Raw genomic sequence first — 24,329 nt, 5'->3', positions numbered from 1 at the left:
ATTATTGTTTAAACGTAAATATATCTTTGCGCTTGCATGCCAAAATAATAATGGCACATAAATTGATCAATGCGACCGGTACAACAAAGAAATCTTTAATCGTCCACAATAACTCTACATCAAAAATTGACCCGATATAAACAATCGCTGCAACAAGCAGATAATAAAAACCCATACCACGTTTTTTGGTTAAATATACGTAGCACTGGCTACCATTAAACGAGTTGCCCAAAATGGTACCAAATGCAAACAAGAAAACACTAGCAACCAAAATAATTGAACTTGATGGAAAATATTGTGCAAAAGCAACGGCCACCATGTTGATACCCAGGCTAACTGATGGATCTTCCCAGGTGCCACTTAACAAAACTACCAAACCACTCAACAAACAAATAAAGCCAATTGAGTACGCACTGACCATCGACAAAACACCTTGATCAAAAGCATTTTGTCCACCAGATTCTGAATGTGGAATGGTAGCAGTTCCAATACCAGCCTCGCTTGCATAAATGCCATTCGCAAGACCCCAACGCAACATCTTTTGCCAACCATAACCAAGAAGCATACCAGACGCACCTGCAGGGGTAAAAAATGATTGGAACATCAAACTCAACATGGCAGGCACGCGACCAATATTCAGGGCAATAATCCACAATGCCGCACCACAATAAAGCACAAACATGCATGGCACCAAAGTACTTGATAAGTTCCCAATTTTTTTAATACCACCCATCAAATAAAATGTTACCAACCCTGCCATTAACAAACCAGTAACACCAGTTGGCATGCCGTGCGTATGCAAAATGTCGGCCAACGTATTTGCTTGATTGCCCGACCAAACCATCAATAAAATTGCGGCAAAAAATGCATACATCGTTGCCAATTTTGGATGAAATTCTTGACTCAAATACGCCATTGGGCCGCCGCTGTACGAACCATCTTTACGCTTAGTTCGATAGTGCATTGCCAGCGTCACTTCAACAAAGTTCGTTGCCGCACCAAAAAATATTGCGATCAAAAAACCTAACAAAGCACCTGGCCCACCAAGACGGATTACCACGGCTGGCGACACAATATTGCCAATACCAATGGTTGTCGACATGGCAGTAAACAGCGCCTTGTGAGCAAGGACGGTATGCTCACCCTCTTGTTTTTTTCTGAAAAGACTTCTAAAAAGCAACCGCACCATGTACGGCAACATACGCACTTGTACAAAGCCAGTCTTAAATGATAAAAAAATACTACCAAAAAAAAGGGCCACGAGCGGTACTAAAAGAACGGTTTCGCTCAATTCTTTAACTGAATAACCAAACAACATAAAAGACCCTTTTCTTTAAAATTCTTGCATTACATGATTTTAAATAAGTACTACAAAGAAACAAGCGGCTACTAAGAGCGAGACGGTTGATTCAAAAACTGTTTGCCTTGATACGCAACAATGCCAATACCAACGACAATTAATAACGGAATAAGATTATACATGCCGGCTTCGACCAAAGTTCTAGAGCACAAGTATAACAGAAACGAACAACTGCCCAAGGCCGCCAAAGTAACAATTTTATTCTTACTCGCTACCAAAAATGCAATGGTTGTCAGCAAGTAGCCGATGGTAACACCAAAATCACCAATCACCACCAAATAGCTGTCTGCTGTCGTTAACAACAAAAAGATGCTCAACAGAGAAAACTGCACCATCAAACAAGCCCATGGAATTTGGTTTTTGGTTAATTTGGTTAAGAATGCCCCGCCAATGATATTTTTGTTCTGCGCAATGGCATACAAATTCCAACTGTTGTAAAAATACATGCCATAAAAGCCGCCCAAAAATGACAACATAATGGTTGCATACACAACCGTGCTGAGCGCATCAACCATACCCTGATTGCTCGTTAATTGGCTGATAGCATGCAAGAACGGATTAACATCAGCACCTGCCTGCACACGCAATGCGCAATATTGCAGAACAACGTAAACCAACATGATAATCCCAAACGACGACCAAATCACTGCCGATGCTTTTTTCTCATTATCGCCAATTTTATCGGCAACTGCGCAGCAGGCCTCAAAACCAACATATGCAAAAAAGACCATCGGAATCGTTCCAAAAAAATTAGTGAAATTCCACGATTGCGCAACAATTGGCGCCGTTGTGCCCACACACAAAGCGCCAACTACCAGTACCAACATCGGAATCGTTTTCATGATAACAAAAAAGACGTGCGCACGTTCCATAAATTGAACGTTCATCATATTCAACATCGTAAAAAATAATACAAGGAACAAATCAAATTTTAAACCAAGAAGTCCACATGGTACTAGCATCTGATGCACAGGCGGCACATTTTGTAAGTAGCTTGAAAATGCGTGGATCACGGCCGCATTGCCAGCCGTAGTACCAACAAAGTAACCCCACCCGCTCAAAAAGCCCCAAAAGCTTCCCAGTGATTTTTGACTATAAACATACAAACCGCCAGCTTCAGGATAGCGCTTGGCAAACCACGCAAATACGGCAACAAGAGGCATTAATAAAAAGCCACAAAACAGCCATGCAAATGGACTCAAAAATCCACTTTTCATGCTAATTGATTGCGCACCTAAAAAAAATGCAGCACCAATCACAATGTTAATATTAATAATAACCGCTATCCAAAAAGGGATCGTTTGTTTTTTCATCATATAATTATTTTTTCTTGCTTAAATATAAAAAAGTTCCGAGAGCGACACCAACAAGCAACGGACTTGCATAACAAAGCCGCAGCATATTGCTGCCTTCAATTGAAACCCAAGAAAAATAACCAAGTGCGCCACATGAACCAAAACCAAGAACGGTTAAAAATAATTTCCCAAAATCCTTTTGTTTAAGCTGCACACGAGCAACTGCCACCAACGTCAAAGTATAAGCAGTTAAAACGCCCAGCGTTGAAAGCGCTAACAAAATTTCAGTCTTTGGAATAAGCGTTATGAAACCAAAAGTTATCAAAGCTATAATCGCAATAACGCACACAGGACGATCGTAGCCATTAACCATTGTCATTTTTTTTGGATAAGGAAAAAGCTTTTCCTGTGCCATATTGAAAAAATTCGTAATATTGGACAGGGTAACGCCATAAATTGCATTCGCAAAACTTAAGAGCAAAATTACCGTCAAGCCACGTTGCATGATGGCAACAACATCGGCTGATTGGAAACCCAAGAAATTAACCATAGACGGAACGCCTTGAGCTGCTAACTGCGCAGCACCCATGATATGCAAAACGCCCAAATGAAAAATTGCATACAAAGACACAACAATAAAGAACGCAGTCAAAATAACACCAAACGCTTTTTGCGAACCACCTTTGAGCAAGTGACTGATATTGCTGCAACTTTCAAATCCAGAATAACCAAAAATAGCAACTGGGATAGCTAGTCCCAAATTACTCATATCAGCAACATTAAAGACATACAAACTGTCCCAATAAAAAGGCAAAATAAATATAACCGCGACCATCGGAAGGATTTTGATAATCGTTACAAAACTTTGTATTTTGCTAATAAGTTCAACTGAAACCAAGTTAAGCAAAGCCAAAATAAAGATAAATCCAGCATTAAATAGCAAACTATGCTCTTGCCAAAATGGAGTAGGAAATTGAGCAATCAAAAGATCTCGAAACGCCAACGTTTGCGTAGCCGCTACACCAATAAATCCCCACAGATATGCCCAAATAGCAATAACGCCAAAGGTTTTATTAATACCTTGAGTACAATAATTGTAGAAACTGCCACCACCAGGAAACATACGCGCAGCCAAGGCAACGCCCCAAATAACAGGAAAAAGCATCAAAGCAACAAGCGGCCAGCCCAGAAAACTCATAGAGCCAGCTCGGGTTGTCATAATTTGCGGACCAAAATAAATACCAACACCCACAATAATGTTAATACTCATTAATACTGCAGATAGAAATGAAATTGAACCTTGTTCTTTCATAATCGAAAACCTTTCTTGATTTGCTTTAAATCACCTTAAAAACAAAAAACCCCACCCCCAACGCTACTCTTGCAAAATTAAGTTCGTGTGATACGATGGTTATGTTATTTTGCGTAAAGTTAGTACAGTGATGTGGCACTCATATTAGGTTATATTAGGGATTTTTTATGAAAAACACAACCATCAAATCAGCGCTACTTGCCCTTTCGGTCGTGGTTTTACCAGGATGTACTCTTGTCAACACCATCAAGGAAAAACTTGTTGGATCTTCCGATGCTCAATCTGCTGAATCAAAAAAAGAAGCAAAGCCAAAAAAAGTAAAGGCAGCAACTAAAGACGGCGGCAAGGTTTTGTGCAGTATCAACGGCACCCCGGCCATTACCGAAAAAGACTTCAACCAAAGCATCCAACAAATGCTCCAAGCAAATCCATATTTTCGAGGCGCAGGCGCTGAATCACTTCCCGCTTCCATCAAGAAAAAATTCTTCGATGAGTTGGTAAAACAAAGAATTATTATCACCAACGCTCAAGAATCTGGCTTACTTAAGGACTCCAAATTTATCGAAGCGTACGAAGAAATGAAAAAACTCGTTAAAGATTCGCTGACCGTACAATTCTTTGAAAAAGAAGTGTTTGACAGCATCGATGCTTCAGATAGCGAAGCACAAAAATACTTTGCTGACAACAAAGATCAATTTGTTAAAATTGCTGGCGGCGTTCTTGTTTCAGGAGCTCGCTTTGAAAAAGAAGCTGATGCAAAAGCATTTAAAGAACAAGTAAAAGGCAAAACTGAAGATGAATTTAACACGCGGGCAAAAGCTACCAGCAATGCTAAATTAAAAGCCTTTGGTCGCGTTAACAAAGCTGAAGAAAAAGGTTTTGGCGCCTCAACCGTTCCTGGTCCAATCAAAGATACCGCGTTTGCCTTAATGGACCTTCCTGCTGTTGAAATGGTTAAAGTTGCCAAAGAATTTTGGGTTATTCACGTTTCAGACAAAGAAGAAACAGTCTATTTTGAACTTGATGAAATTAAACCTCAAATCTTGAATATTCTTAAAAACAATAAGTTTAAAGAAAAACTTGATGAGAAACTTAAAGTAATTAAAGCAAAAATGAATATTGTAAGTGACGAAGACTTCTTTAAAGATTCCCAAAAATCTAATCTTGAAGCACCTTCCGAACAATTTAAAAAGACAGCACAAGCAGATGAAACAAATGCACCAGTAGAAAAATCAGCAGCAACCGCGGTCTAAGTAAGTAGTAAGCAAGAAGAAAAAAGTACTATACAAGGACGAGCTCAACACTCGTCCTTTTTTTTATCAACAGAGGCACTTTCATGAAAAAATTATTGATTTCAATCGTAATTCTTCTCTCATGGCACTCACTGACAACAGCAAAAACAACTAAAAAGAAAAAACTGGCACACCCGAAAAAAGTTTCTCTTACTAAAAAAAGCGACACACAAAAAAAAACAAGCGTCAAAAAAGCTGCTACACCAGTAACTACGCAAGCTCAAACAAGTACCCAAACAGTTGCTACATCAACAACATCAGCACCAGAGACAAAACAAGAACGTAAGCGCTGGGAAATTGATAAAATTATGGTACGCGTGAACGGCAACAACATTTTGCAATCACATCTTGAACAACCACAACTCGGCAAAGAAGGCGGCTTTTACACGCTCAACGAAATGGTTGAAGAAGAACTTTTATGCCAAAAGGCCGTCGAGCGTCACATGATTCCAACACCCGCAGACATCAACCGCCAGATTGTAAATCTTAAAATTCAAAGTGGCATGCCAAATGTGTCTGATGATGAATTTGAAAAACAACTTAAAGAAAACGGCTTCAACCTACCAATGTACAAACGCCAACTCAGCCGCTTGATGGCAGCGGAAAACTTGAAGCGTGCAGAAATTAGCGAAAAAGTAATTATCACTTCGCAAGAAGTTGAAGCGCATTACAAAAATAATCCAATCGTGTTACCAGCTCGTTATCACCTCAAAATGGCCACTATCCCTGAAGACAAAATTGCTGATTACAAAAAGTTAATCAAGGCGCAAGAAATTACTTGGAAAGATTTAGGCTGGGTTGAAAAAAATGAAGTTGGCGAACAATATTCTTCGGTACTAGCCATGAACAAAGGATTCGTTTCCAAACCAATAAAATCACAAGAAAAATATCACAGCATCTTGTTAGCGGACAAAGAAGAAGGACGCGTCAAATCCTTGGATGAATGTTACTTTACCATTGAAGCACAATTGCGTAATCAAAAGCGCGAAAAACTTCTTGAAAAATTGATGTGCGATATTAAAGAAAAAGCAGTTATCGTAAACCTTTAAACTCAATTTGACATTTTGATAGCAGTTATTCAAACTGCTGTCACTTGTTTATTTTTAATAAAATTATCCAGCAGTTTCACGAAAATAGGAGTTTTTATGAAACGTCGTTATATCCTCACATTTATTTCTTTGCTATCACTTAACACATCCGTAAGTCCCATTTCAGAAAACACGGCAACCATTGGTTCCATTGGCGGTGGTGCCGTAACAGGTGCTCTTTCTGCATGGCTTACTTCGTTAGCACTTAATCAACGCAATGCAACAAATGATACCTTAAGCCCTTCAACAAAATATGCTATTGCAGGCCTAGTTGGTGCAGGCGTGGGCGGGCTCACGTGGTACGGCCTCAATCAATATCTTCACACACTAACGCCAACCGGACGCTTTAGAGCGGCAAGCGACTTAATTATGTTTGCAGAAACCGATTCGTTTATTACACGCAAATTCCAAAGCGTTAATGAAATTATTAACCACGCAAATGGACGCTTTGGCACAAGTTGGCCACTTGTGTTGGCCCGCAATCATTGCATGACCATTAGAAACAGCTTGTCTACCGCATATAGTTTGCTCAGCGCTTCCAACAGTGAAGCAATGGGTAAATTTGAATATGGCGACTTATGCGCACGCTGCTGCACACAACAAAATAAAATTCAGGTCATGACAGAACTCCTTGAGCAACGCGTTAATGCGGTGGTTGAAAACGAGTCATACCACTTTCAAGTCAAACTACACGAAGAATATCTAGAACAACAACGAGCACTAGAGGCACAAAGGCAAGAAAAGCAACGGGATCGAGCACATGAATCATACGAAAAAAACAAAGACAGGCTCCACGAATCTTTTGAAAAATATAACGACCGCCTGCTCAAAGAAAAACTTGTTCAGTCTGCATCAGGCCCCGTCATGATCAAAGTATAGGAAATTTTTTACACCAAACAATGCACAACGTTTTAAATGGCACTTTTTCTTGCATTCTTGGCACCCTTTGCTATCTTTCAATGATGATTGTCTTCATTTAAGATAATTGTTAAAAAAAGAGGTAGGTGGGAAAACATGAAAAGACCAGTTGTAGTTGTTGTGGTAGGAACTCGACCTGGCGCTATTAAAAGCATGCCAGTCTATCTTGCGCTCAAAAAAGCCGGGGTCCCTACTGTTCTCTGCGCAACGTTTCAGCATGAAGGCCTATTACAAAAAGTTTTTGATCTTTTTAATGTTGAACCAGACATTAAACTTAACATCATGAAAAAAGATCAAGATCTGTTTTACTTAACGACAACAATTCTTGAAAAATTAAAAGTAGTTTTTCAAGAATTGAATCCTGATCTTGTTTTGGTTCATGGAGATACAACAACTGCTTTTACCGCAGCATTAGCCGCTTTTTATCTAAAAATTCCTATCGGCCACATGGAAGCAGGGTTACGAACTGGTGATAAATATTCGCCATTTCCAGAAGAAATTAACCGTAAATTTATTTCCCACATAGCAACCTACCACTTTGCACCAACGGCACTTAATGTTGGCAATCTTTTGGCCGAAGGAATTGATCGCAAAGGTATTTTTTGCACAGGTAATGTTATTGTTGATGCGCTCACTATGATCCGCCAACGCATCGAATCAAACAGCATAAAGCTCGACCAATCGATACTAGAAAAATTGGCCTACTGCAAAAAAATGAATCTTAAACCAATTTTGCTGACCGCACACCGCCGCGAATCATTTGACGGCGGCTTGATGCGCATTTTTACCACCGTTAAAAAATTTGTACAAAAACATCCTGACCTTTTCGTTTTCTATCCTTTCCACCCAAACCCCAATGTTTTAACAGCACTAGAAAGCTCAGGAATAAAAGAATTAGAAAATATCTATTGCTGCCCACCCCTTGAATATACCGACCTTATCCATTTAATTTTATCAGTGGATTGGGTCATGACTGACTCTGGTGGCATTCAAGAAGAAGCAATCAGTATTGGGAAAAAAGTACTTATTCTGCGCGATATCACTGAACGAATAGAGGGAGTCTGGGAAGGACATGCAGAACTTGTAGGAACTGACGAAAAAAGAATTACACACGGTATGACGATGTATTACAACGCACCATTACAGAAAATGACGCCAACTTTTATTTATGGCGATGGCAACGCCAGCCAACGAATTGTTACCATGATAAAAACAACAATTCTTCGACTTGATAATAAAGAAAAAAAATGCTCCGAAAAAAATAACAATATGGTGCCTTAACGAAAATTAAAATTAATAGTTTGGAGAAACGGTAATGAAGCGTATTTCTATTCTTGGGCTCGGCTACATAGGCCTCCCTACCGCGATCTTGGCGGCAGAGTGTGGCTATGAAGTCTTTGGTTTTGACATTAATAATGATAAAATTACGCGTATCAACGCGGGCGACCCAACCATTCTTGAACCAGAAATAAAAAAACGCTTACAATACGCCTTAAAAAAGAAAAATTTTAAAGCGAGCACTAATTTAGAATACGCCGATTGCTTTCTTGTTACCGTTCCCACGCCTCTCAAGCCAAGCGGCAACCCTGATCTGCAATATGTTTTTAAAGCAAGCGAATCTATTGCTAAACGTCTTATGCCTGGCAATTTGATTATTATTGAATCAACGGTACCAGTCGGCACTACTGAAAAACTCGCAAAATACATTGAAGATTTATCAGGACTAAAACAAAGCGCTGATTTTTTTATTACGCACTGTCCAGAGCGTGGATTACCGGGCGTTCTTTTTAGAGAGTTAATTGAAAACGATCGTGTTATTGGCGGCATTTGTCAAAAATCGTGCGAACTTGCCTATAGTTTTTATTCAAAATTCGTCAAAGGTTTTCTGCACGTCACTGACGATAAAACTGCCGAAATGATCAAATTGGTTGAAAACAGCTCGCGCGATGTACAAATTGCTTTTGCCAACCAAGTCGCATCAATGTGCTACTCAGCAGGCATTAATCCTTACCATGTTATCGAGCTTGCCAACAAACATCCTCGTGTTTCCATTCTAAACCCAACCTGCGGCGTTGGTGGTCATTGTATTGCTATTGACCCAGCATTCTTAATTGACAGCTTTCCAAATGATACACAATTATTGCAAGTAGCTCGTGAAGTGAATAACAACAAACCGTTAAGTGTTATTGAACGCTTACTTCAAAAGGTTGATGAATTCAATGAAATCAAGGAAAGCAAAGCATCTATATTGGGACTTGGTCTTTCATTTAAACCGAATGTTGACGACATAAGAGAATCGCCAGCTCTCTTTATCGCCCAAGAATTAAACAAAAAAAAGGACGTGCTCACTTTTACAGCATATGATTCGTATGTTGATCCAGAGCCTGTCAAAGCGCTTGGCTTGAATCTTGCAACAAATTTGCGCAAAGCCATGAGCGAAGCAGATATTATTCTAATTTTAGTAAAACATGATGAATTTAAAATGATCACGCATGATCTTTTATGCAATAAAATTGTCGTTGACTCATGCGGCTTACTTCACGAAATAGGCAAAAGCCAAACTCAAACATTTCTTACGGGCGCCGTTAAAGCAAGTTGCAACCTTGAAAACATAACCTTTTAACCATGATGTCATCAGTTTCACAAAAACAAGAAAGAGTAGTAATGAGGCAAGTATTTCTACAAAAAGGACGCGCTTGTGTCCATAATGTTGATCACCCACACATTGGCGACCAAGAGCTGCTTGTGCAAGTCCACCACTCATTTATTAGTAGTGGAACCGAAGGAGCAACGCTTAACGCCTCTGGCCTTTCATTACTACAAAAATTCAATAGTAACGTTAAAGAAAATACCAACAAAGTTTTGGGTGCTGTCCAAGAAAACGGCATTAGCGGAACGTTTGCTTTAATAAAAAGCAAGCGCAATCAAATTTTGCCAGTCGGTTATTCATGTTCTGGCGAAGTACTACAAGTTGGCAACAAAGTCACCGGTTTTGCCGTGGGCGACTTTGTTGCATGTGCAGGGGCTGGCATTGCCAACCATGCTGATTTTATCGCGGTACCATCGCCATTAGCGGTCAAATTACGCGATAAAAAAAATCTTAAAATGGCAAGCATCACTACCATCGGCGCTATCGCACTACAAGGCATCAGACGAGCTCAACTCCAAGTTGGTGAACGCGTATGCGTTATTGGCCTTGGCTTAATTGGACAAATTACGGCACAACTTGCAAAGATTTCTGGCGCACACGTTTTTGGCGTTGATATCAACGAACGACAAATAAGACTCGCCAAAAAATTAGGCGCCGATATCTGCTTAAATGCAACAGAATGCAATGTGGTTGAAGAAATTAATTATACTACACATCACTTTGGTGTGGATACCACTATCATTACCGCCAGTGCTTCAAGTGGTGAAATTTTAGAACAAGCCATGAAAATTACACGCCGCAAAGGCCGCGTTGTTTTGGTTGGCGATGTAAAAATTGATTTTGATCGTGAAGAGTTTTATCGCAAAGAAATTGACTTGCTCATTTCATGTTCTTACGGCCCCGGTCGCTATGATCCTTCATACGAAAAAGATGGCAATGATTATCCTTATGCTTACGTTCGCTGGACTGAAAATCGCAACATGGAGCTTTTTTTAGAGTTGATCGAAAAAGAAAAAATTTGTATCGAAAAACTCATCAGTCACGAGTTTAACATTGAACAAGCCGAAGAAGCTTTTCAATATTTACAACAAAAAAATTCCTTTGGTTTGATGCTCAACTATGAAGCCTCTACAACCAAACCACTTTCTTATTTGGTTAATCAACAAGAATATGAACCAAAAAGCTATCAGTATACACCTCCAAAAGATACATTAAATGTTGGCATCATTGGCGCAGGAGGGTTTTGTAAAATAAAACTACTCCCAATAATTTCTAAAGTACCAAAAACAACAATCCATTCTATTATTGATACCGATCAGGCAAACGCTTTAAATACGGCCCGTCAATATAGTTCTTCGATTATTGGCAACGATCATCGCAAATTATTAATGAATGAAAATGTTCATGCAGCTATCATTGCAACACCCCATCATTTGCACGCAGAACAAGCAATCGATTGCTTAAAAAACAACAAAGCGGTTTTTGTAGAAAAACCAGCAGCGGTAAATTTTGAACAGTTTTACGAAATAAAAAATTTCATGCAAGCCAACCCACAAGCATTGTATTGCGTAGATTTTAATCGCTCATTTTCGCCCTTCATTAAAGATATTTATGAAGTCGTGAGTAAACGAACCAATCCACTGGTGATTCATTATCGGCTCAATGCTGGCTTTTTACCACGAGAACACTGGATTCAATCTGACGTTAATCGTGGCCGTATTATTGGCGAAGCGTGTCATATTTTTGAACTTTTATGTTTTTTAACAAATGCCCGCCCTCGCGTCGTTTCAGTCTACGCCATGAACGCACTCGGACCCGATATTCCAACAACTGATAATTTTGTTGCCAGTATCAGCATGACCGATGGTTCATTCTGTTCATTTGTTTATACATCGTTAGGCAGTGGTACTGCCGGAAAAGAATATATGGAAATATTTTTTGATGGAAAAACAATTATCATGAATGACTTTATTGAATTAAAAGGTTACGGCTTGCCGTTAGCATTCAACAAAAAAGTACGCACCGCAGACAAAGGACATGCTGCGTTGATTGAAGAATTTTGTTATGCAGCTCAAACACGCAACGCCCCATCTCCAACACCATTTGAACGAATTGCTGATGCCACAGAATTAAGCCTTGTTATCGATTTACTGGCACGCTCGGGCGGCGGTTGTCGCAAATTGCCGTATACCGGCGAACAACCACGCAATAGTTAACAACGCACACTTTATCATTAAAAATGCAAAGGTATATCATGGTCAAGAAATTTATAGGTTTATTGTTTCTCGTTTGTCATATAACTACCAGCTCAACGCTGCACGCTGGAACAACTGAAACACTCATGTATTTTATTAGTGAAAATCGCATTCCGGCTGCTTTAGAACTTATACAAAGTAGAAAGGTCAATGTTAATACGTTGTCAGAAGCAGAATGGGCACCTTTGCATCACGCAGCAGCAAAACGCAGCTGTTTAGAGATTGTGAAAGCGCTGGTGGCAGGTGGAGCCGATGTTAACTTGATAGACACGAATGGCTGGACCGCGCTTCATTATGCTGCAAATAACAACAACGCACCTGCAATAAATTATTTACTCAGCCAACATGCTAACCCAAATATCACGGCTCAAGACGGCATGACACCACTGCAGCTAGCAATACGAGGCGAATATTCTGCCTGTATTGAAGCATTAATTCAAAGCGGTGCTATATCGCCAAACGAAATTAGCTCTTCATCACAGAAAATAGAAACAGAATAGCGGTTTCAACAACGCCTAAAATGTTTTTCGAGATCGCGCTTTGACAGCGTCCACATCGTTGGGCGACCGTGAACACAAATAAAACGATTGTTGGCTTTCGTTAAATCAGCAACCAACTGTTTCATTTGTTCTTCAGTCAGCTCATCGCCAGCCTTCACCGCTGCTTTGCAGGCCAAATGGCTGTGCACGTGCTCATTCAGTTGCTTTCTAAAAAGTGTACGATCTAACTGTTCATGATCTTGAATAAAAGAGGCAACATCCAACATTAATTCACGCAATGAATGGCTTTGAATACCGGGCGGCGATGTTTGAATCGCAATGTCATTTTTACCAAAGAGCTCAAACTCAATACCTTGCTGCGCAAAAAAATCACGCTCAACCAAAATCAAGGCGAGCAGATGATCTGGCAAATTAACCAGTTCTGGAAAGAGCAGGGTAACGCCATCTTTTCGTTCAAAATTTTTTAAATAACGTTCATACAAAATGCGCTCGTGTGCCGCATGCTGGTCAATAATTACCAGCTGGTCATCGCGATCGAGCACGATGTACGTTTTAAAAAGCTGCCCCACCACGTGTGCGTGTGGCTCATAAGAAGCGACTGGTTCTGGAACATGCGTATGTTTGGGTTCTGGCGCAGCAAAAACTTGGCGCTGTTCATTTTTTTCTGCCGGTTCTTCTTTTGGCATGGCGATTTCGGGAAAAAACGGCTGTGGTAAAAAATCATGCTTAAACGACTGCACAGGCGCAGGCCGCTGCCACGGCAAAGGCACATTATCAAAAGATTGGTGGCGAAGTGGTTGTTCGAATGTTTCAGAAGCACATGGCGGCAGGGCGCTTTGTGCTCCCACCACGTGCGACGTTAAACGTTGGCTCACGCGATTTTCAAGCGTTTGTCTGACCAGCTCTTGCACGCAGGAATAAACCGTTACCGGCTTAGTAAAGCGCACCTCTTCTTTTTTTGGATGCACATTGATATCTACGCACGCTGGCTCAATATCAATAAAAATAAAGGCTGCTGGAAATCTGCCCGGCGGCAAAATATTTTGATAGCCCTTTAACAATGCCTTAGATAAATCATGGTCTTTAACCCAACGACCATTAACAAAGAAAAATTGCTGAGTGCGGCCATAGCGCCAGAAATGCTGGTCTGAAATAATGCCGCGCACGGCAAACCAGCTCGTATTTTTATGTTCAACAAGTTCAATTAAATTTTGAGAAAAATTATAATCCCACAACTGGCTCGCACGGTCGTGCAATGTTTTTACCGCCGGCGCATTCAGCACCAATTTGCCGTCATGAAAGACTTTAAAAGAAACAGACATGGTGCTCAAGCAAAACGCTTGAATCAGATTAAGCAGATGGTTCCATTCTGTTTCGTCACGCTTAAGAAATTTCTTGCGCGCTGGCATATTGAAAAAAAGATCTTCAATTAAAAATTCGGTACCGGCAGGGCAGGGCAGCACTTCTTCATGCTCAAGAACGCCAGCTTTATAAACAAGTTTTATACCAAGTTCGTGATCATGCAAACGCGTAGTGAGCGTCACTTTGCTCACGGCGCCAATGCTTGCAAGCGCTTCACCGCGAAAGCCAAACGAGGCAATGGTGGCCAAATCATCAAGCTTTTCAATTTTGCTGGTTGCGTGCGCCACAAAGCACAAACGGGCATCGTCAGGACTCATGCCGCATCCGTCATCAACAATACGAATGAGTTTTTTTCCCGACTCTTCAAAATAAAGTGCTAGATGCTGGGAGCCAGCATCTAGCGAGTTTTCAATAAGTTCTTTGACGATATTGGCAGGCCGTTCAACGACTTCGCCTGCGGCAATTTTTTGAGCTTCGTGTGGTGCAAGAATTTTTATTTTATTCACGGCAAAATTTCCCGCTTATTGTCTACATTAATTGATGTTTGGACAACAACCTTATCACGAAGAAGGGCAGTTAACAAGCGCAAGGTTTATTCAAGCGGGTCGCTCCACGCGAATGGCTCAAGGCCGGTAATATCAACCAACTTTTGAGAGTAGTACTTATCGGCATAAATGAAATAATTAGTAATGCAAGAAAAATAACGAGGATTTTCTTTTATTTTAGCAACCTTTAAATGATATCGCATCGCCCTTGTAGACACGGTCTCCGCACGGTCAAACTGCAAAAAATCCTCATCAAAATATATATTAAACAGCTCGGGCAAGCGAAGACATTCGAGGAGCTCTCTTTTTTCGTAATAATCAAAAAAGCGCGTTCTCAAAACCTCGCGATAATACTTTTTTTTCACGCCCATTAAAAATACATGGTCATCGAATACAAACCAGGGTTTAACAATTACATTCTCTCTCGATAACCCCGTGACTGGAATTTTTAGAAAGCTGGCAGCCGGAGGCTCTATACCAATCTCAACGGCCATTTTATAAATTGTTCTTGGATCAACTGAATACAAAGGTTCATTGCCAGGCCTGATAAACGTACCACCATTCGGACACTTGCTGCGCACAGTTGATCCCTCGGTGATCATGAAATAAACACAGGGCGCTGTTTCTTCGGCTTTATCATCACAATTTGCTAATTCATCATCCAGAATCAGTTGCTCTGCATCGGGCTTTAACGACCCGCCACAATCATCCATCTCAAACATCTCGTCAGCAGCAGCTGACAATGAACATTGCTCAACACCAAAAACAAACACAAGTCCCAAAAGAAACTTTATCGCTTTCATAACTTGCTCTCCTTCAATTTATGTTTTTTTGCATCGTTTTTTTCGTATACGCCCTGCACGTCGTTGTCGCGATTCCTCCGCATGTTTTTCAAGGTTAATGATCGTACTGACCGGTTCTGTCTGACTGCCACTGAAGGTAACAATATTAGTTTTTAAATTCAAGAATGCTTCATTACTCTTCAAAACTATTGGTACTTTTTGATCGTTTTGCTCAACACAAACATTGCCAAAAAAGCGACACGTCATATCGTGCAACAACATTTCTGCTCTATCTGCCGTGACAATATTTTTTTCACGAACAACCTTAACATTATGTTGAAACGTAATTGATTTAAACAACGATAGTTTATTGTTGGTCGGCTGATCAGCCGTAGCCGTTTTTTTTGTATCAAGCAAAACCGTCAACAGGTTGGCGGTAACCACGCTGTTGTCTGCAAAGGTTGCCTTAACATCTTTTTCATAATCACACACAAAAACTTTTTTTTGATCAGGCGCCTGATAGCAACGCACTTGCTGACTGATGATCGTAATTTTTGAAAACGGATCAATAGCAAAAATAAAAACGGGCAGCCCGGTAAGCCATACGCTTACCAAGACCGCCCGAAAAAATAATACTTTTTTAATTACGCACATAACATCATTTCAGCATTTCACGCCGCTTGAAAATTACAATCGGTCGTAAAACGTTTAAGGACCATTTTTTTAATATCGCTGAAAACTTGTTTCATTGAAGCACCAACGCGCGGGACATACGGAACCACCACATCATTAACAACAAAAAACACCGTTGCTTTACCAAAATAAAGGCCGTGATAAAGCATTTTTAATGAATGATGCACCATTTGTTGTTGATTGGAAAGCACACTTATTTCATCGTTACGCGCTTCACGTATTTCAATTACATCGTGACCATTAATATGAAAATTATGCAAAAGCTCGTCCACATTGACGCCTTGAGATTGTAATGTTCTTGTTAATTCATCAATTTTTTCTTCAATTGATACAAAACGCATCGCACCAGTTGCTGAGTCATAATCACAAACTAATGCCTGCCTGATCTCTGTTGCCATGCAGTTATTTGCACTAAACAGCACAAACAGTAGCGCAAAAAATAAACCGTTCTTTTTCATAGATTACTCCTAATCTTAAAAAATATACCTGTTGAAAATGTGTCATGTTGTGGCTGTAGAATAAAGAATAAATGGAAAAAATCAATGACAGAAATAACGATTTATTCAAGCAAAAAGGCGCGAGTATTTTTTTACCCGCGCCTTTTATTATTTATATCAAAAAATAATGAACTAAATTGTTGCCAACAACAATGAAATTACAGACATCAATTTGATCAAAATGTTAAGTGATGGACCAGATGTATCTTTGAATGGATCACCAAGCGTATCCCCAACCACCGCTGCTTTATGAGCAGGTGAGCCTTTGCCACCAAAGTGTCCTTCTTCAATATACTTCTTCGCGTTATCCCACGCACCGCCGCTGTTTGCCATGGTCAATGCGAGCAACGCACCAGAAATAGTAGCGCCAGCCAAGAAACCACCAAGAGCAACGTTACCAGACATCGGTGCGTTCAAACCAAAACCAAATTTAATAACGATTGGTGCAAGAATAGTAACAACACCTGGCAACAACATTTCCCACAATGCTGCTTGCGTACTAATTTCAATACATTTTTCATAATCAGGTTCAGCTTTACCTTCCATTAAACCAGGAATTTCTTTGAACTGACGACGAACTTCTTCAACCATTTGCCATGCAGCTTTACCAACTGAACGCATAGTGAATGCTGAAAGAAGGTACGGTAACGTGGCACCAATGAACAAACCGGTAATAACCAACGGATCAATCAGATCAAGTTTTGGCACTTTTGATTCTTCGCAATATGCTGCAAACATCGCCAACGATGCCAACACAGCAGAACCAATTGCAAAACCTTTTCCAAGCGCTGCTGTCATATTGCCAAGCGAATCAAGCTTGTCGGTAATTTTACGAACTTCAGGACCAAAGCCTGACATTTCTGAAATACCACCAGCGTTGTCTGCTATTGGGCCATATGCGTCGACCGTCATGGTAATACCAACGGTTGCCAACATTGAAACGGCTGCCAAGGCAACACCAAATAATTGACCAAAAAATTCGAATGAAACGAAAATGATAACCGCGATAGTACACACCGGAACTACCAATGATTCAAAACCAATGGAAAATCCGAAAATCAAATTTGGACCAGCACCAGATTGCGATGCCTCAGCCAATTGACGGACTGGTTTACCACTTGTGTAATAATCGGTTACTAAACCAATAACCACACCAGCTGACGCACCAAGTACCACAGAACCAAACAAAGCCATATCTAAACCAAGCCAGTTCATGTACACATACGTACCACCAATAAATGCTGCGATAGCTACATAAGCAGCTTTATGCAACATTGCTGAAAGTTTAAGCTTGAAAATGAATGAAGAAGCAAGCCCAATCATCGAAGCAACAAGACCAATAGCGCACAACATAATTGGCAATGAAATGTATTCAATTTGACCAGCATGTGATGTTAATGCAAGTGCAATAGCACCAACAACTGACGCGATATAAGATTCAAAAATATCAGCGCCCATGCCGGCAGTATCACCAACACAGTCACCAACGTTGTCCGCAATAACCGCAGGATTACGTGGATCATCTTCAGGAATGCCAAGCTCAACTTTACCAACCATATCAGCACCAACGTCTGCAGCTTTGGTAAAAATACCACCGCCAACACGTGCAAACAAAGCAATAGAGCTTGCACCAAGGCCGTAACAAGTCAGAATGCGAATAAAGATAATTCTTTCGCCACCAACAAAAAGATAAAACAAAGCACCAAGACCAAGCAAGCCAAGTGATGCCACAACAAAGCCCATCACAGAACCACCAAGCAACGCTACTAAAAATGCAGCGCGTTCGCCTTTGTCGCGAGCAGCAATCGTGGTTGCTTCGTTAGCATGAGTTGCAGCACGCATACCAATGTAGCCAGCAAACATTGATGACAAAGCACCAAGTGTGTAAGCAAAGGCAGCATGAATATTAAAAACATAGCTAATAGCAAGAAAGGCGATAGCAATAACAACGGCCAGTATTGAATACTCTTTGCGCAAGAACGTCATAGCGCCTCGGCGAATGAGTCCAGCAATATGTGCTGACTTTTTATCGGTGTTTTTAAAACCGACAATATGTTTATAAATGACCGTTGTTAAGGCAAGTCCTGACGCAGCAACTGCCATAAAAACGTAACTATATGACATCAAATCCATTGATGGCTCCCTCTGGGTTATGTAGACACTCACTGAAATCGCAGATAAACAGCATAAAACACCTACGTTTTTTGTAAATATATCCCGTAAAAAAAATAGATCCTATCGCAAAATTGCCATAAAAAAAATATCGCACTAAGCTAATGACCGCTTTTACAAATAGTTCAGATCGAACAACAAGAAGGGATTTTTATGTACAAATCAACACAAATAGCAATGCGATCACGCATCAACTCTTTTCTCTTATGCTTTGCTCTATCGTGGTTTTATGCGTTGTGCTCGCAAATTATCATACCTATGCCTTTTAATGCTGTCCCGTTGAGCATACAGCCTTTGCCGCTCTTGGTGGCTTCATTAATCTTGGGTTGGCCGGCAGTGTATGCTTTCATGCTTTACTTGTTGCAAGGAACTCTTGGCGCACCAATTTTTGCTTTTGGTCTGGGTGGCATTGGCCGGCTTTGTGGGCCAACAGGCGGCTATTTGATCGGTTTTTTATTTGCTGCCATTTTTTTGGCGTGGGCCAAACAGCGCCATACTTCGTCAACTATCACACTCATGGCAAAGCTTATAGTGGCAAACCTCATTACTTTTTTCTGCGGCCTTGCACAACTCAGCCTTTTTGTTCCTGCACACAAGCTTCTCTCTCTCGGCTTTTTTCCTTTTGTGATTGGCGACTTTGTCATTAAATTTGCGCTTGCGATCGTTCTGGTCAAAAGGTTACCTCTTGCTCTGCCGCCTAAATTGCGCTAGAATCCAAAATACCAATCATTCAATATTATCATTATCCCCCTTTTTTGCCGGAAAGGCGCATTCCATGAATCAAGGCAAATTTAGTTTTGTAACCGCCGTACTCATTTGTCTTAACACTATCATGGGCGCTGGTATTTTCATTAACGCAAAGCCGCTGACTTTTTTAGCGGGATCATTTGGTTTTATTAGTTATCCAATCTGTGCGCTGTTAATTTTGCCCGTAATTTTGAGTATTGCAGAACTTGCAAAGCTGCATCCCGTTTCAGGCGGCTTGTACGTTTACAGCAAAACTCACCTACACCCCCGCATTGGTTTTTTTGCCGGCTGGAGTTATTTCTTAGCCAAAACAACCACCTGCGCTCTCTTGGTTCACTGCTCAACCACTTTTTTTCAAACATATATTCCCGCACTGCGCGTTATTCCAACGTTGATGTTTGATTATGGCATTATTGCTGGCCTAATCACGCTCAACATTTTTGGCGTGCGCGTGGGCGGTAAAGCACAATACGTAACCTCAGCGCTCAAAGCACTACCAATTCTGTTTACTTTTTTTTGCGGCCTTTTTGCCAAACCTGGCTACGCGCCAATCTGGCAGGATACCAATACCATCGAACCACTCACACTCATTCCTGTCGCTATTTTTGCGGTGATTGGTTTTGAAATTATTTGTTCAATCGCTGGGCTACTTTCAAAACCAGCGCAAACCATAAAACCGGCAATCTTGACGTCGTTTTCTATTGCCGTGTGCCTTGCAACATTTTTTCAATTTGCTATGTATCACGCGCTGGGGCCCGATTTAGCACAAACTGGCACACCACTTTTAGCACTTGGTAGCACGTTTTTCCCGACCATGCCATGGATCGGAAAACTGTTTAATGGTTTTGTATTTGCTTCAATTTTTGGCGGTTCATTTACCATTTTGACAAGCAACTGCTGGAACTTGCACACGCTTGCCAAAGACAACCATTTACCGTTTTCACATATTTTAACGAAATTAACAACAGCCAACACGCCATGGGCTAGCTTAATTATTGAAGGCATTTTGTGCTGTTTTATTATCAGCATTTCCCAACAACAAACCGCCTTGCAAAACATGTCAATCTTTGCTCACTTTGCTTGCTACAGCTTAACATCGTTAGCACTACTGCAAGCGATTAGAAAAGGTTTAGTCAGACAAACAATGATCGTCCCACTTTTAAGCCTTGCCAGCTGTTTTTATGTTTTTAATTTGTGTTTTAAAAACTTAATCACGTACGGCATCTCGTTTTCATTTGTTTCAATTTTTATTATTGGCTTTATGCTTTCTTGCTTTTCGGGTAAAAAAATCTCGTAACAAAAACCATCAAAAAATTGTTTCTTGATTCATGACAGCAGGAATTTTAAGCTCAAGATATTTCAACAATGTTGGCGCAACATGCGCAAGCCCGAAGTGCGGCTTGCTTTCAACAAAACCAATTTCGTGAGCAAACTGCCTGCCAACCGCCAAAAAAGGCACCGGGTTGGTTGTGTGCGCCGTCAGCGGGTTGCCTTGTTCGTCAGTTTTTTGCTCAGCGTTGCCATGATCAGCAACAATAAATAACAAACCATTGCGCTTAACCACCACCTCGAGATATAAAACACCAAGCTGCTCATCAAGAATTTGACACGCCTTGACGGTTGCCTCAAAATTGCCTGAATGACCAACCATGTCGGCATTGGCATAATTAACTAAATAAAAAGAAGCTGGTTGTTGTTCAAGCGATGCAACCAATCGATCGGTAATAATGTTGGCCGACATTTCTGGATGATCAACATAATTTTTTGCTTTTATTGATGGCACAAATTCGTACTGTTCATGAGCCAAGCGCTGGTCGCGCATACCGCGAAAAAAATAAGTAACGTGTGCCATTTTTTCAGTTTCTGCTATCACAAAAACCGGCATATTACTTTGAGCTGCCAACTCGTCAAGCAGGGTGTGCTCAACAACCGCATCGTCAAAAAGTATCTGGTTAGTAAAATTTTTTTGCACGCGAATAGCGGTAATAAAAAAAGAAAGAACTGTGTCAGCGCGTTTTATTTCTGTGTTGGCAGAATCTACAAACGCCGCCGTGAGTTGACGGGCTCGGTCAGGGCGAATATTAAAAAAAACTACGCCATCGCCTGATTCAATACCGCCGCGCACATCAAGTAGGGTGGGCTCAACAAACTCATCATTAACGCCATCAGTGTACGATTGCTCGAGCAACGCATGCCAGTCAATAAACGGACTGCGCGGCGGGTTAACATTGCCACATAAGACATCGTAACTTTTTTGAGTACGATCCCAATTGTTATCACGATCCATAGCAAAAAAACGACCATGAATACTTGCCAACAATGCATTGGGATACTCGTGCAAAACATCCGCAAGATGCTGCAAATACAACAATGCCGACTGTGGTGGTACGTCGCGACCATCCAAAAATGCATGCACATACACCCGCTCAAGCCCACAATTTGCCGCCAATTCAAGCAAGGCAAATAAATGTTTTTCATGGCTATGCACGCCAGCATCTGAAAGTAAGCCCATCACATGCAACGCCTTACCAGACTTTTTTAACTCAGTAAATGCGCGCAACAAATCTTCACGTTTAAAAAAACTGCCATCATCAATCGATTCGTGAAAACGACATAAAACACCTTTGACCACACGCCCCGCACCAAGCGTCAAATGCCCAACCTCAGAGTTGCCAATGCCGCCAGGCAAAAGACCAACAGCAGGTCCCGCCGCAGACAACAACGTTGTATGATAGTGCTCACGCAGATAATCATAATGCGGCATACGCGCTGCAGCCACGGCATTACCGTGGATATTTTCGTTATGCCCAAAGCCATCGAGAACAACAAGCATCACCGGAAAATTGTTTCTATTTGTACGCATTTTGACTCCTTTAATTTTCTGCGCTATGCTTACCTCCTTCAATACTGAGATGATCAATGTTGTGATCATTTTTTTTATACCATAACGATTTATAAGCATCCTTGTAAAAAAAGGAAAATTATGACCGTAAAAACTGCTGTTTTAGCCCTTCTTTTTGCAACAGCGTTACAAAGCCCTTTTAGAAATTTAAACGCACAAAATATTACCGACGCACCATCATGCGAAAAGGTTTTAGAACAAGAAGAAGATTCATTTGATGATATTTTTGATGAATTACAAGGTTTGGATGAGTTAGACATTACTCTTGAAGATATAGAAAATATCTCCAAAGAATCTGGCATTAAAACTGAACCTTCTTTGCCAGATCAAATAAAGCTCGCCTGGATGTTTATCAAATTTAAAGCCCAGCAAAAAACAGACGAAGCAAAGCAACACTTCCAAGACCACCCAGAAGATTTTGTAGTAGGTAGTCTTATCGCCGCCAATTTTACCATTGCTGCTATTTTGTGGTGGCTTATTTTGCGCGATAAAGCTCAAGCTAAATAGTTTATGTATGAAAACAAATAAACACATTTTTGCACTGTACGCACCCACACTTTCGTTAAGCATAGTACACAAGAAAAATGATCTCATCTCGCTGCACGACAAAGATTTGTATAAACGCATTTTTAATGTTTTGCGACTAGAAGAGAGCGATCGGGTAATGTTGTTTGATAAAAACTATCATGTAGAAATATGCTTGAGCACAACCCAACAAGACAAAAATATGATTGTCGGCCGGGTTGCGCACATTGAAAAAAATGTGGCTCCCGCACCAGGCATAACATTTTACCAATGCGTTACCAAGAAAAATGTTTTTGAAGATATTGTGTATACCGCCACTCAAATGGGCGTACAGACCATCATTCCGGTTATCTCTGAAAAATCTGAAAGAAAATGGGAACCACGCGAAACTGAACGTCTTGAAAAAATTATTGTTGCTGCCATTGAACAATCGAAAAGTTTTGTTTTCCCGCACATTGCACCGGCACAAAAACTTTCAGAGATCCTCAAAACAACAATCAAAGGCACTAATATTCTTTTCGACGCACACGGCCAAGCTGCCCGTACGCTACTTGAAGCGCCAAGTAATCAGCAACTAAACGTTATGTTGGGCGCTGAAGGCGGCTTAACTGATAACGAATTAGCAAATTTATGCGCTAACGGCTTTAACAGCTACGCACTCACCACCAGTATTTTACGCTCGCGCGATGCAGCACTAGTAGGCCTTGGCTTGTTGCGAAGCTTGATCAGAAATTAATTATAATGGTGGTTTTTTTAAAGAAAAATATTGCGTCTTGAGATATAACGGCTCAACTTTGGTCGTAATATTTTTTTGCTCAAGCCAATCTTGATATGCTCGCAAGCCAACAAACTCGGCCGTTGCAACCTGAAATTCATCAAGTAATTGAGCACGCGGTAAGGCTTCTTTAATTTTTTCTGCGTGCAGCTGAACGGCATTACCAGCAAAGACAAACGATAATTCCGGATAGCCTGCTTTAAGCCGAGCAAGTAAGTCCTGAATTTTTTCGCATCCTTCTTCGCGATCATTACCAACCGTTTCAAGCGCATAATAAACATCGTCATTGTACGCATTGAGCAACAAGACAAAATTTTTTGATTCATCAGCAATAGATGCTTTAACTTGATCAGACAATGCCTGCAAGCCATTGACACCGATTAGCGGTTTGCTGGCCGCCAAGCCAATACCGTTTACCGTTGCCAAAACAACACGTAACGACGTAAAGGCGCCCGGCCCTCTATCAACAGCAATAAATGCACAATCGTTCAATGATAGATTATGCTCTTGCAATAATTCTTGAACATACGGAACAAGCTCAGAACTTGCACGTTTATCATTTTTAAAAACTTCTTGAATACATATTTTTTCGCGAAAAAGAGCTATATAGAGACCTTGATAGCCTCCCTGAATACTTATAAAAAATTTTGTCATGTGTA

Annotated in this window: 21 protein-coding genes; 11 read left to right on the top strand and 10 right to left on the bottom strand. The window is 40.7% G+C overall.

The window, feature by feature from the left end:
- Window position 1: 1 nt before the first annotated feature.
- From IPF37_03820 to IPF37_03810, 3 genes are all read right to left on the bottom strand, one after another.
- The gene (locus IPF37_03820; protein ID QQR48666.1) at window positions 2–1,318 is read right to left on the bottom strand and encodes a sodium:alanine symporter family protein; all 1,317 of its coding nucleotides are present in this window, start codon (window positions 1,316–1,318) and stop codon (window positions 2–4) included.
- Between the two features lie 71 nt (window positions 1,319–1,389).
- Entirely contained in the window at window positions 1,390–2,676 is a 1,287-nt protein-coding gene (locus IPF37_03815; GenBank protein QQR48665.1) for an APC family permease, read from the bottom strand.
- A 4-nt stretch (window positions 2,677–2,680) separates the two neighbouring features.
- On the bottom strand, window positions 2,681–3,967 hold the full coding sequence (locus IPF37_03810; GenBank protein QQR48664.1) for an amino acid permease: 1,287 nt from the start codon (window positions 3,965–3,967) through the stop codon (window positions 2,681–2,683).
- A 167-nt stretch (window positions 3,968–4,134) separates the two neighbouring features.
- On the opposite strand from IPF37_03810, the gene IPF37_03805 reads away from it, so the two are divergent.
- The 7 genes from IPF37_03805 (at window position 4,135) to IPF37_03775 (ending at window position 12,670) form a co-directional block, all read left to right on the top strand.
- On the top strand, window positions 4,135–5,220 hold the full coding sequence (locus IPF37_03805; protein QQR48663.1) for a peptidyl-prolyl cis-trans isomerase: 1,086 nt from the start codon (window positions 4,135–4,137) through the stop codon (window positions 5,218–5,220).
- An 83-nt stretch (window positions 5,221–5,303) separates the two neighbouring features.
- Window positions 5,304–6,308, top strand: a complete 1,005-nt coding sequence (locus IPF37_03800; GenBank protein ID QQR48662.1) for a hypothetical protein — start codon at window positions 5,304–5,306, stop codon at window positions 6,306–6,308.
- Between the two features lie 96 nt (window positions 6,309–6,404).
- Window positions 6,405–7,226 carry a hypothetical protein gene (locus IPF37_03795; GenBank protein ID QQR48661.1) on the top strand — a complete coding sequence of 274 codons (822 nt, stop codon included), beginning with the start codon at window positions 6,405–6,407 and terminating at the stop codon, window positions 7,224–7,226.
- 135 nt (window positions 7,227–7,361) lie between these two features.
- Complete coding sequence (gene wecB / locus IPF37_03790) at window positions 7,362–8,546, top strand: UDP-N-acetylglucosamine 2-epimerase (non-hydrolyzing) (GenBank protein QQR48660.1); 1,185 nt, start codon at window positions 7,362–7,364, stop codon at window positions 8,544–8,546.
- Window positions 8,547–8,580: 34 nt separating this feature from the next.
- On the top strand, window positions 8,581–9,888 hold the full coding sequence (locus IPF37_03785; GenBank protein QQR48659.1) for a nucleotide sugar dehydrogenase: 1,308 nt from the start codon (window positions 8,581–8,583) through the stop codon (window positions 9,886–9,888).
- A gap of 41 nt (window positions 9,889–9,929) precedes the next feature.
- The gene (locus tag IPF37_03780; protein QQR48658.1) at window positions 9,930–12,131 is read left to right on the top strand and encodes a bi-domain-containing oxidoreductase; all 2,202 of its coding nucleotides are present in this window, start codon (window positions 9,930–9,932) and stop codon (window positions 12,129–12,131) included.
- A gap of 38 nt (window positions 12,132–12,169) precedes the next feature.
- Window positions 12,170–12,670 carry an ankyrin repeat domain-containing protein gene (locus IPF37_03775; protein QQR48657.1) on the top strand — a complete coding sequence of 167 codons (501 nt, stop codon included), beginning with the start codon at window positions 12,170–12,172 and terminating at the stop codon, window positions 12,668–12,670.
- A 5-nt stretch (window positions 12,671–12,675) separates the two neighbouring features.
- Here IPF37_03775 and mutL read toward each other — a convergent pair whose 3' ends face one another.
- The 5 genes from mutL to IPF37_03750 all read right to left on the bottom strand — a co-directional run bounded on the left by mutL (window position 12,676) and on the right by IPF37_03750 (window position 18,673).
- Entirely contained in the window at window positions 12,676–14,538 is a 1,863-nt protein-coding gene (mutL, locus tag IPF37_03770) for a DNA mismatch repair endonuclease MutL (protein ID QQR48656.1), read from the bottom strand.
- Between the two features lie 86 nt (window positions 14,539–14,624).
- On the bottom strand, window positions 14,625–15,380 hold the full coding sequence (locus tag IPF37_03765) for a hypothetical protein (GenBank protein ID QQR48655.1): 756 nt from the start codon (window positions 15,378–15,380) through the stop codon (window positions 14,625–14,627).
- An 18-nt stretch (window positions 15,381–15,398) separates the two neighbouring features.
- On the bottom strand, window positions 15,399–16,013 hold the full coding sequence (locus tag IPF37_03760; GenBank protein ID QQR48654.1) for a hypothetical protein: 615 nt from the start codon (window positions 16,011–16,013) through the stop codon (window positions 15,399–15,401).
- 17 nt (window positions 16,014–16,030) lie between these two features.
- Window positions 16,031–16,510: a hypothetical protein gene (locus tag IPF37_03755; GenBank protein QQR48653.1), complete on the bottom strand. Its 480-nt coding sequence runs from the start codon at window positions 16,508–16,510 to the stop codon at window positions 16,031–16,033.
- Window positions 16,511–16,681: 171 nt separating this feature from the next.
- On the bottom strand, window positions 16,682–18,673 hold the full coding sequence (locus IPF37_03750) for a sodium-translocating pyrophosphatase (protein ID QQR49848.1): 1,992 nt from the start codon (window positions 18,671–18,673) through the stop codon (window positions 16,682–16,684).
- 201 nt (window positions 18,674–18,874) lie between these two features.
- Between IPF37_03750 and IPF37_03745 the strand changes: the two genes are divergently transcribed.
- Both IPF37_03745 and IPF37_03740 read left to right on the top strand, forming a co-directional pair.
- A complete protein-coding gene (locus IPF37_03745; GenBank protein QQR48652.1) occupies window positions 18,875–19,432 on the top strand; it encodes a biotin transporter BioY in 558 nt (185 codons plus the stop codon).
- 64 nt (window positions 19,433–19,496) lie between these two features.
- Window positions 19,497–20,765 (top strand): amino acid permease, encoded by a 1,269-nt coding sequence (locus tag IPF37_03740; GenBank protein ID QQR48651.1) that lies wholly within the window; start codon window positions 19,497–19,499, stop codon window positions 20,763–20,765.
- Between the two features lie 9 nt (window positions 20,766–20,774).
- On the opposite strand, the gene IPF37_03735 is transcribed toward IPF37_03740, so the two are convergent.
- Window positions 20,775–22,331, bottom strand: a complete 1,557-nt coding sequence (locus tag IPF37_03735; GenBank protein ID QQR48650.1) for a 2,3-bisphosphoglycerate-independent phosphoglycerate mutase — start codon at window positions 22,329–22,331, stop codon at window positions 20,775–20,777.
- Between the two features lie 120 nt (window positions 22,332–22,451).
- On the opposite strand from IPF37_03735, the gene IPF37_03730 reads away from it, so the two are divergent.
- Both IPF37_03730 and IPF37_03725 read left to right on the top strand, forming a co-directional pair.
- Window positions 22,452–22,877 carry a hypothetical protein gene (locus IPF37_03730; protein ID QQR48649.1) on the top strand — a complete coding sequence of 142 codons (426 nt, stop codon included), beginning with the start codon at window positions 22,452–22,454 and terminating at the stop codon, window positions 22,875–22,877.
- 7 nt (window positions 22,878–22,884) lie between these two features.
- Window positions 22,885–23,631, top strand: a complete 747-nt coding sequence (locus IPF37_03725) for a 16S rRNA (uracil(1498)-N(3))-methyltransferase (protein ID QQR48648.1) — start codon at window positions 22,885–22,887, stop codon at window positions 23,629–23,631.
- On the opposite strand, the gene tsaB is transcribed toward IPF37_03725, so the two are convergent.
- Window positions 23,632–24,324, bottom strand: coding sequence for a tRNA (adenosine(37)-N6)-threonylcarbamoyltransferase complex dimerization subunit type 1 TsaB (tsaB, locus tag IPF37_03720; protein ID QQR48647.1), 693 nt, complete (start codon window positions 24,322–24,324; stop codon window positions 23,632–23,634).
- Window positions 24,325–24,329 lie beyond the last annotated feature (5 nt).

The organism is bacterium (assembly GCA_016699045.1).
GTDB lineage: Bacteria > Babelota > Babeliae > Babelales > RVW-14 > AaIE-18.
This window is presented reverse-complemented; position numbering and strand designations above follow the sequence as displayed.

Coding starts and splice junctions, on each gene's coding strand:
- IPF37_03820 (QQR48666.1), bottom strand. CDS start 1,318: ATGTTGTTTGGTTATTCAGTTAAAGAATTGAGCGAAACCGTTCTTTTA.
- IPF37_03815 (QQR48665.1), bottom strand. CDS start 2,676: ATGATGAAAAAACAAACGATCCCTTTTTGGATAGCGGTTATTATTAAT.
- IPF37_03810 (QQR48664.1), bottom strand. CDS start 3,967: ATGAAAGAACAAGGTTCAATTTCATTTCTATCTGCAGTATTAATGAGT.
- IPF37_03805 (QQR48663.1), top strand. CDS start 4,135: ATGAAAAACACAACCATCAAATCAGCGCTACTTGCCCTTTCGGTCGTG.
- IPF37_03800 (QQR48662.1), top strand. CDS start 5,304: ATGAAAAAATTATTGATTTCAATCGTAATTCTTCTCTCATGGCACTCA.
- IPF37_03795 (QQR48661.1), top strand. CDS start 6,405: ATGAAACGTCGTTATATCCTCACATTTATTTCTTTGCTATCACTTAAC.
- wecB (QQR48660.1), top strand. CDS start 7,362: ATGAAAAGACCAGTTGTAGTTGTTGTGGTAGGAACTCGACCTGGCGCT.
- IPF37_03785 (QQR48659.1), top strand. CDS start 8,581: ATGAAGCGTATTTCTATTCTTGGGCTCGGCTACATAGGCCTCCCTACC.
- IPF37_03780 (QQR48658.1), top strand. CDS start 9,930: ATGAGGCAAGTATTTCTACAAAAAGGACGCGCTTGTGTCCATAATGTT.
- IPF37_03775 (QQR48657.1), top strand. CDS start 12,170: ATGGTCAAGAAATTTATAGGTTTATTGTTTCTCGTTTGTCATATAACT.
- IPF37_03765 (QQR48655.1), bottom strand. CDS start 15,380: ATGAAAGCGATAAAGTTTCTTTTGGGACTTGTGTTTGTTTTTGGTGTT.
- IPF37_03760 (QQR48654.1), bottom strand. CDS start 16,013: ATGTGCGTAATTAAAAAAGTATTATTTTTTCGGGCGGTCTTGGTAAGC.
- IPF37_03755 (QQR48653.1), bottom strand. CDS start 16,510: ATGAAAAAGAACGGTTTATTTTTTGCGCTACTGTTTGTGCTGTTTAGT.
- IPF37_03750 (QQR49848.1), bottom strand. CDS start 18,673: ATGTCATATAGTTACGTTTTTATGGCAGTTGCTGCGTCAGGACTTGCC.
- IPF37_03745 (QQR48652.1), top strand. CDS start 18,875: ATGTACAAATCAACACAAATAGCAATGCGATCACGCATCAACTCTTTT.
- IPF37_03740 (QQR48651.1), top strand. CDS start 19,497: ATGAATCAAGGCAAATTTAGTTTTGTAACCGCCGTACTCATTTGTCTT.
- IPF37_03735 (QQR48650.1), bottom strand. CDS start 22,331: ATGCGTACAAATAGAAACAATTTTCCGGTGATGCTTGTTGTTCTCGAT.
- IPF37_03730 (QQR48649.1), top strand. CDS start 22,452: ATGACCGTAAAAACTGCTGTTTTAGCCCTTCTTTTTGCAACAGCGTTA.
- IPF37_03725 (QQR48648.1), top strand. CDS start 22,885: ATGAAAACAAATAAACACATTTTTGCACTGTACGCACCCACACTTTCG.
- tsaB (QQR48647.1), bottom strand. CDS start 24,324: ATGACAAAATTTTTTATAAGTATTCAGGGAGGCTATCAAGGTCTCTAT.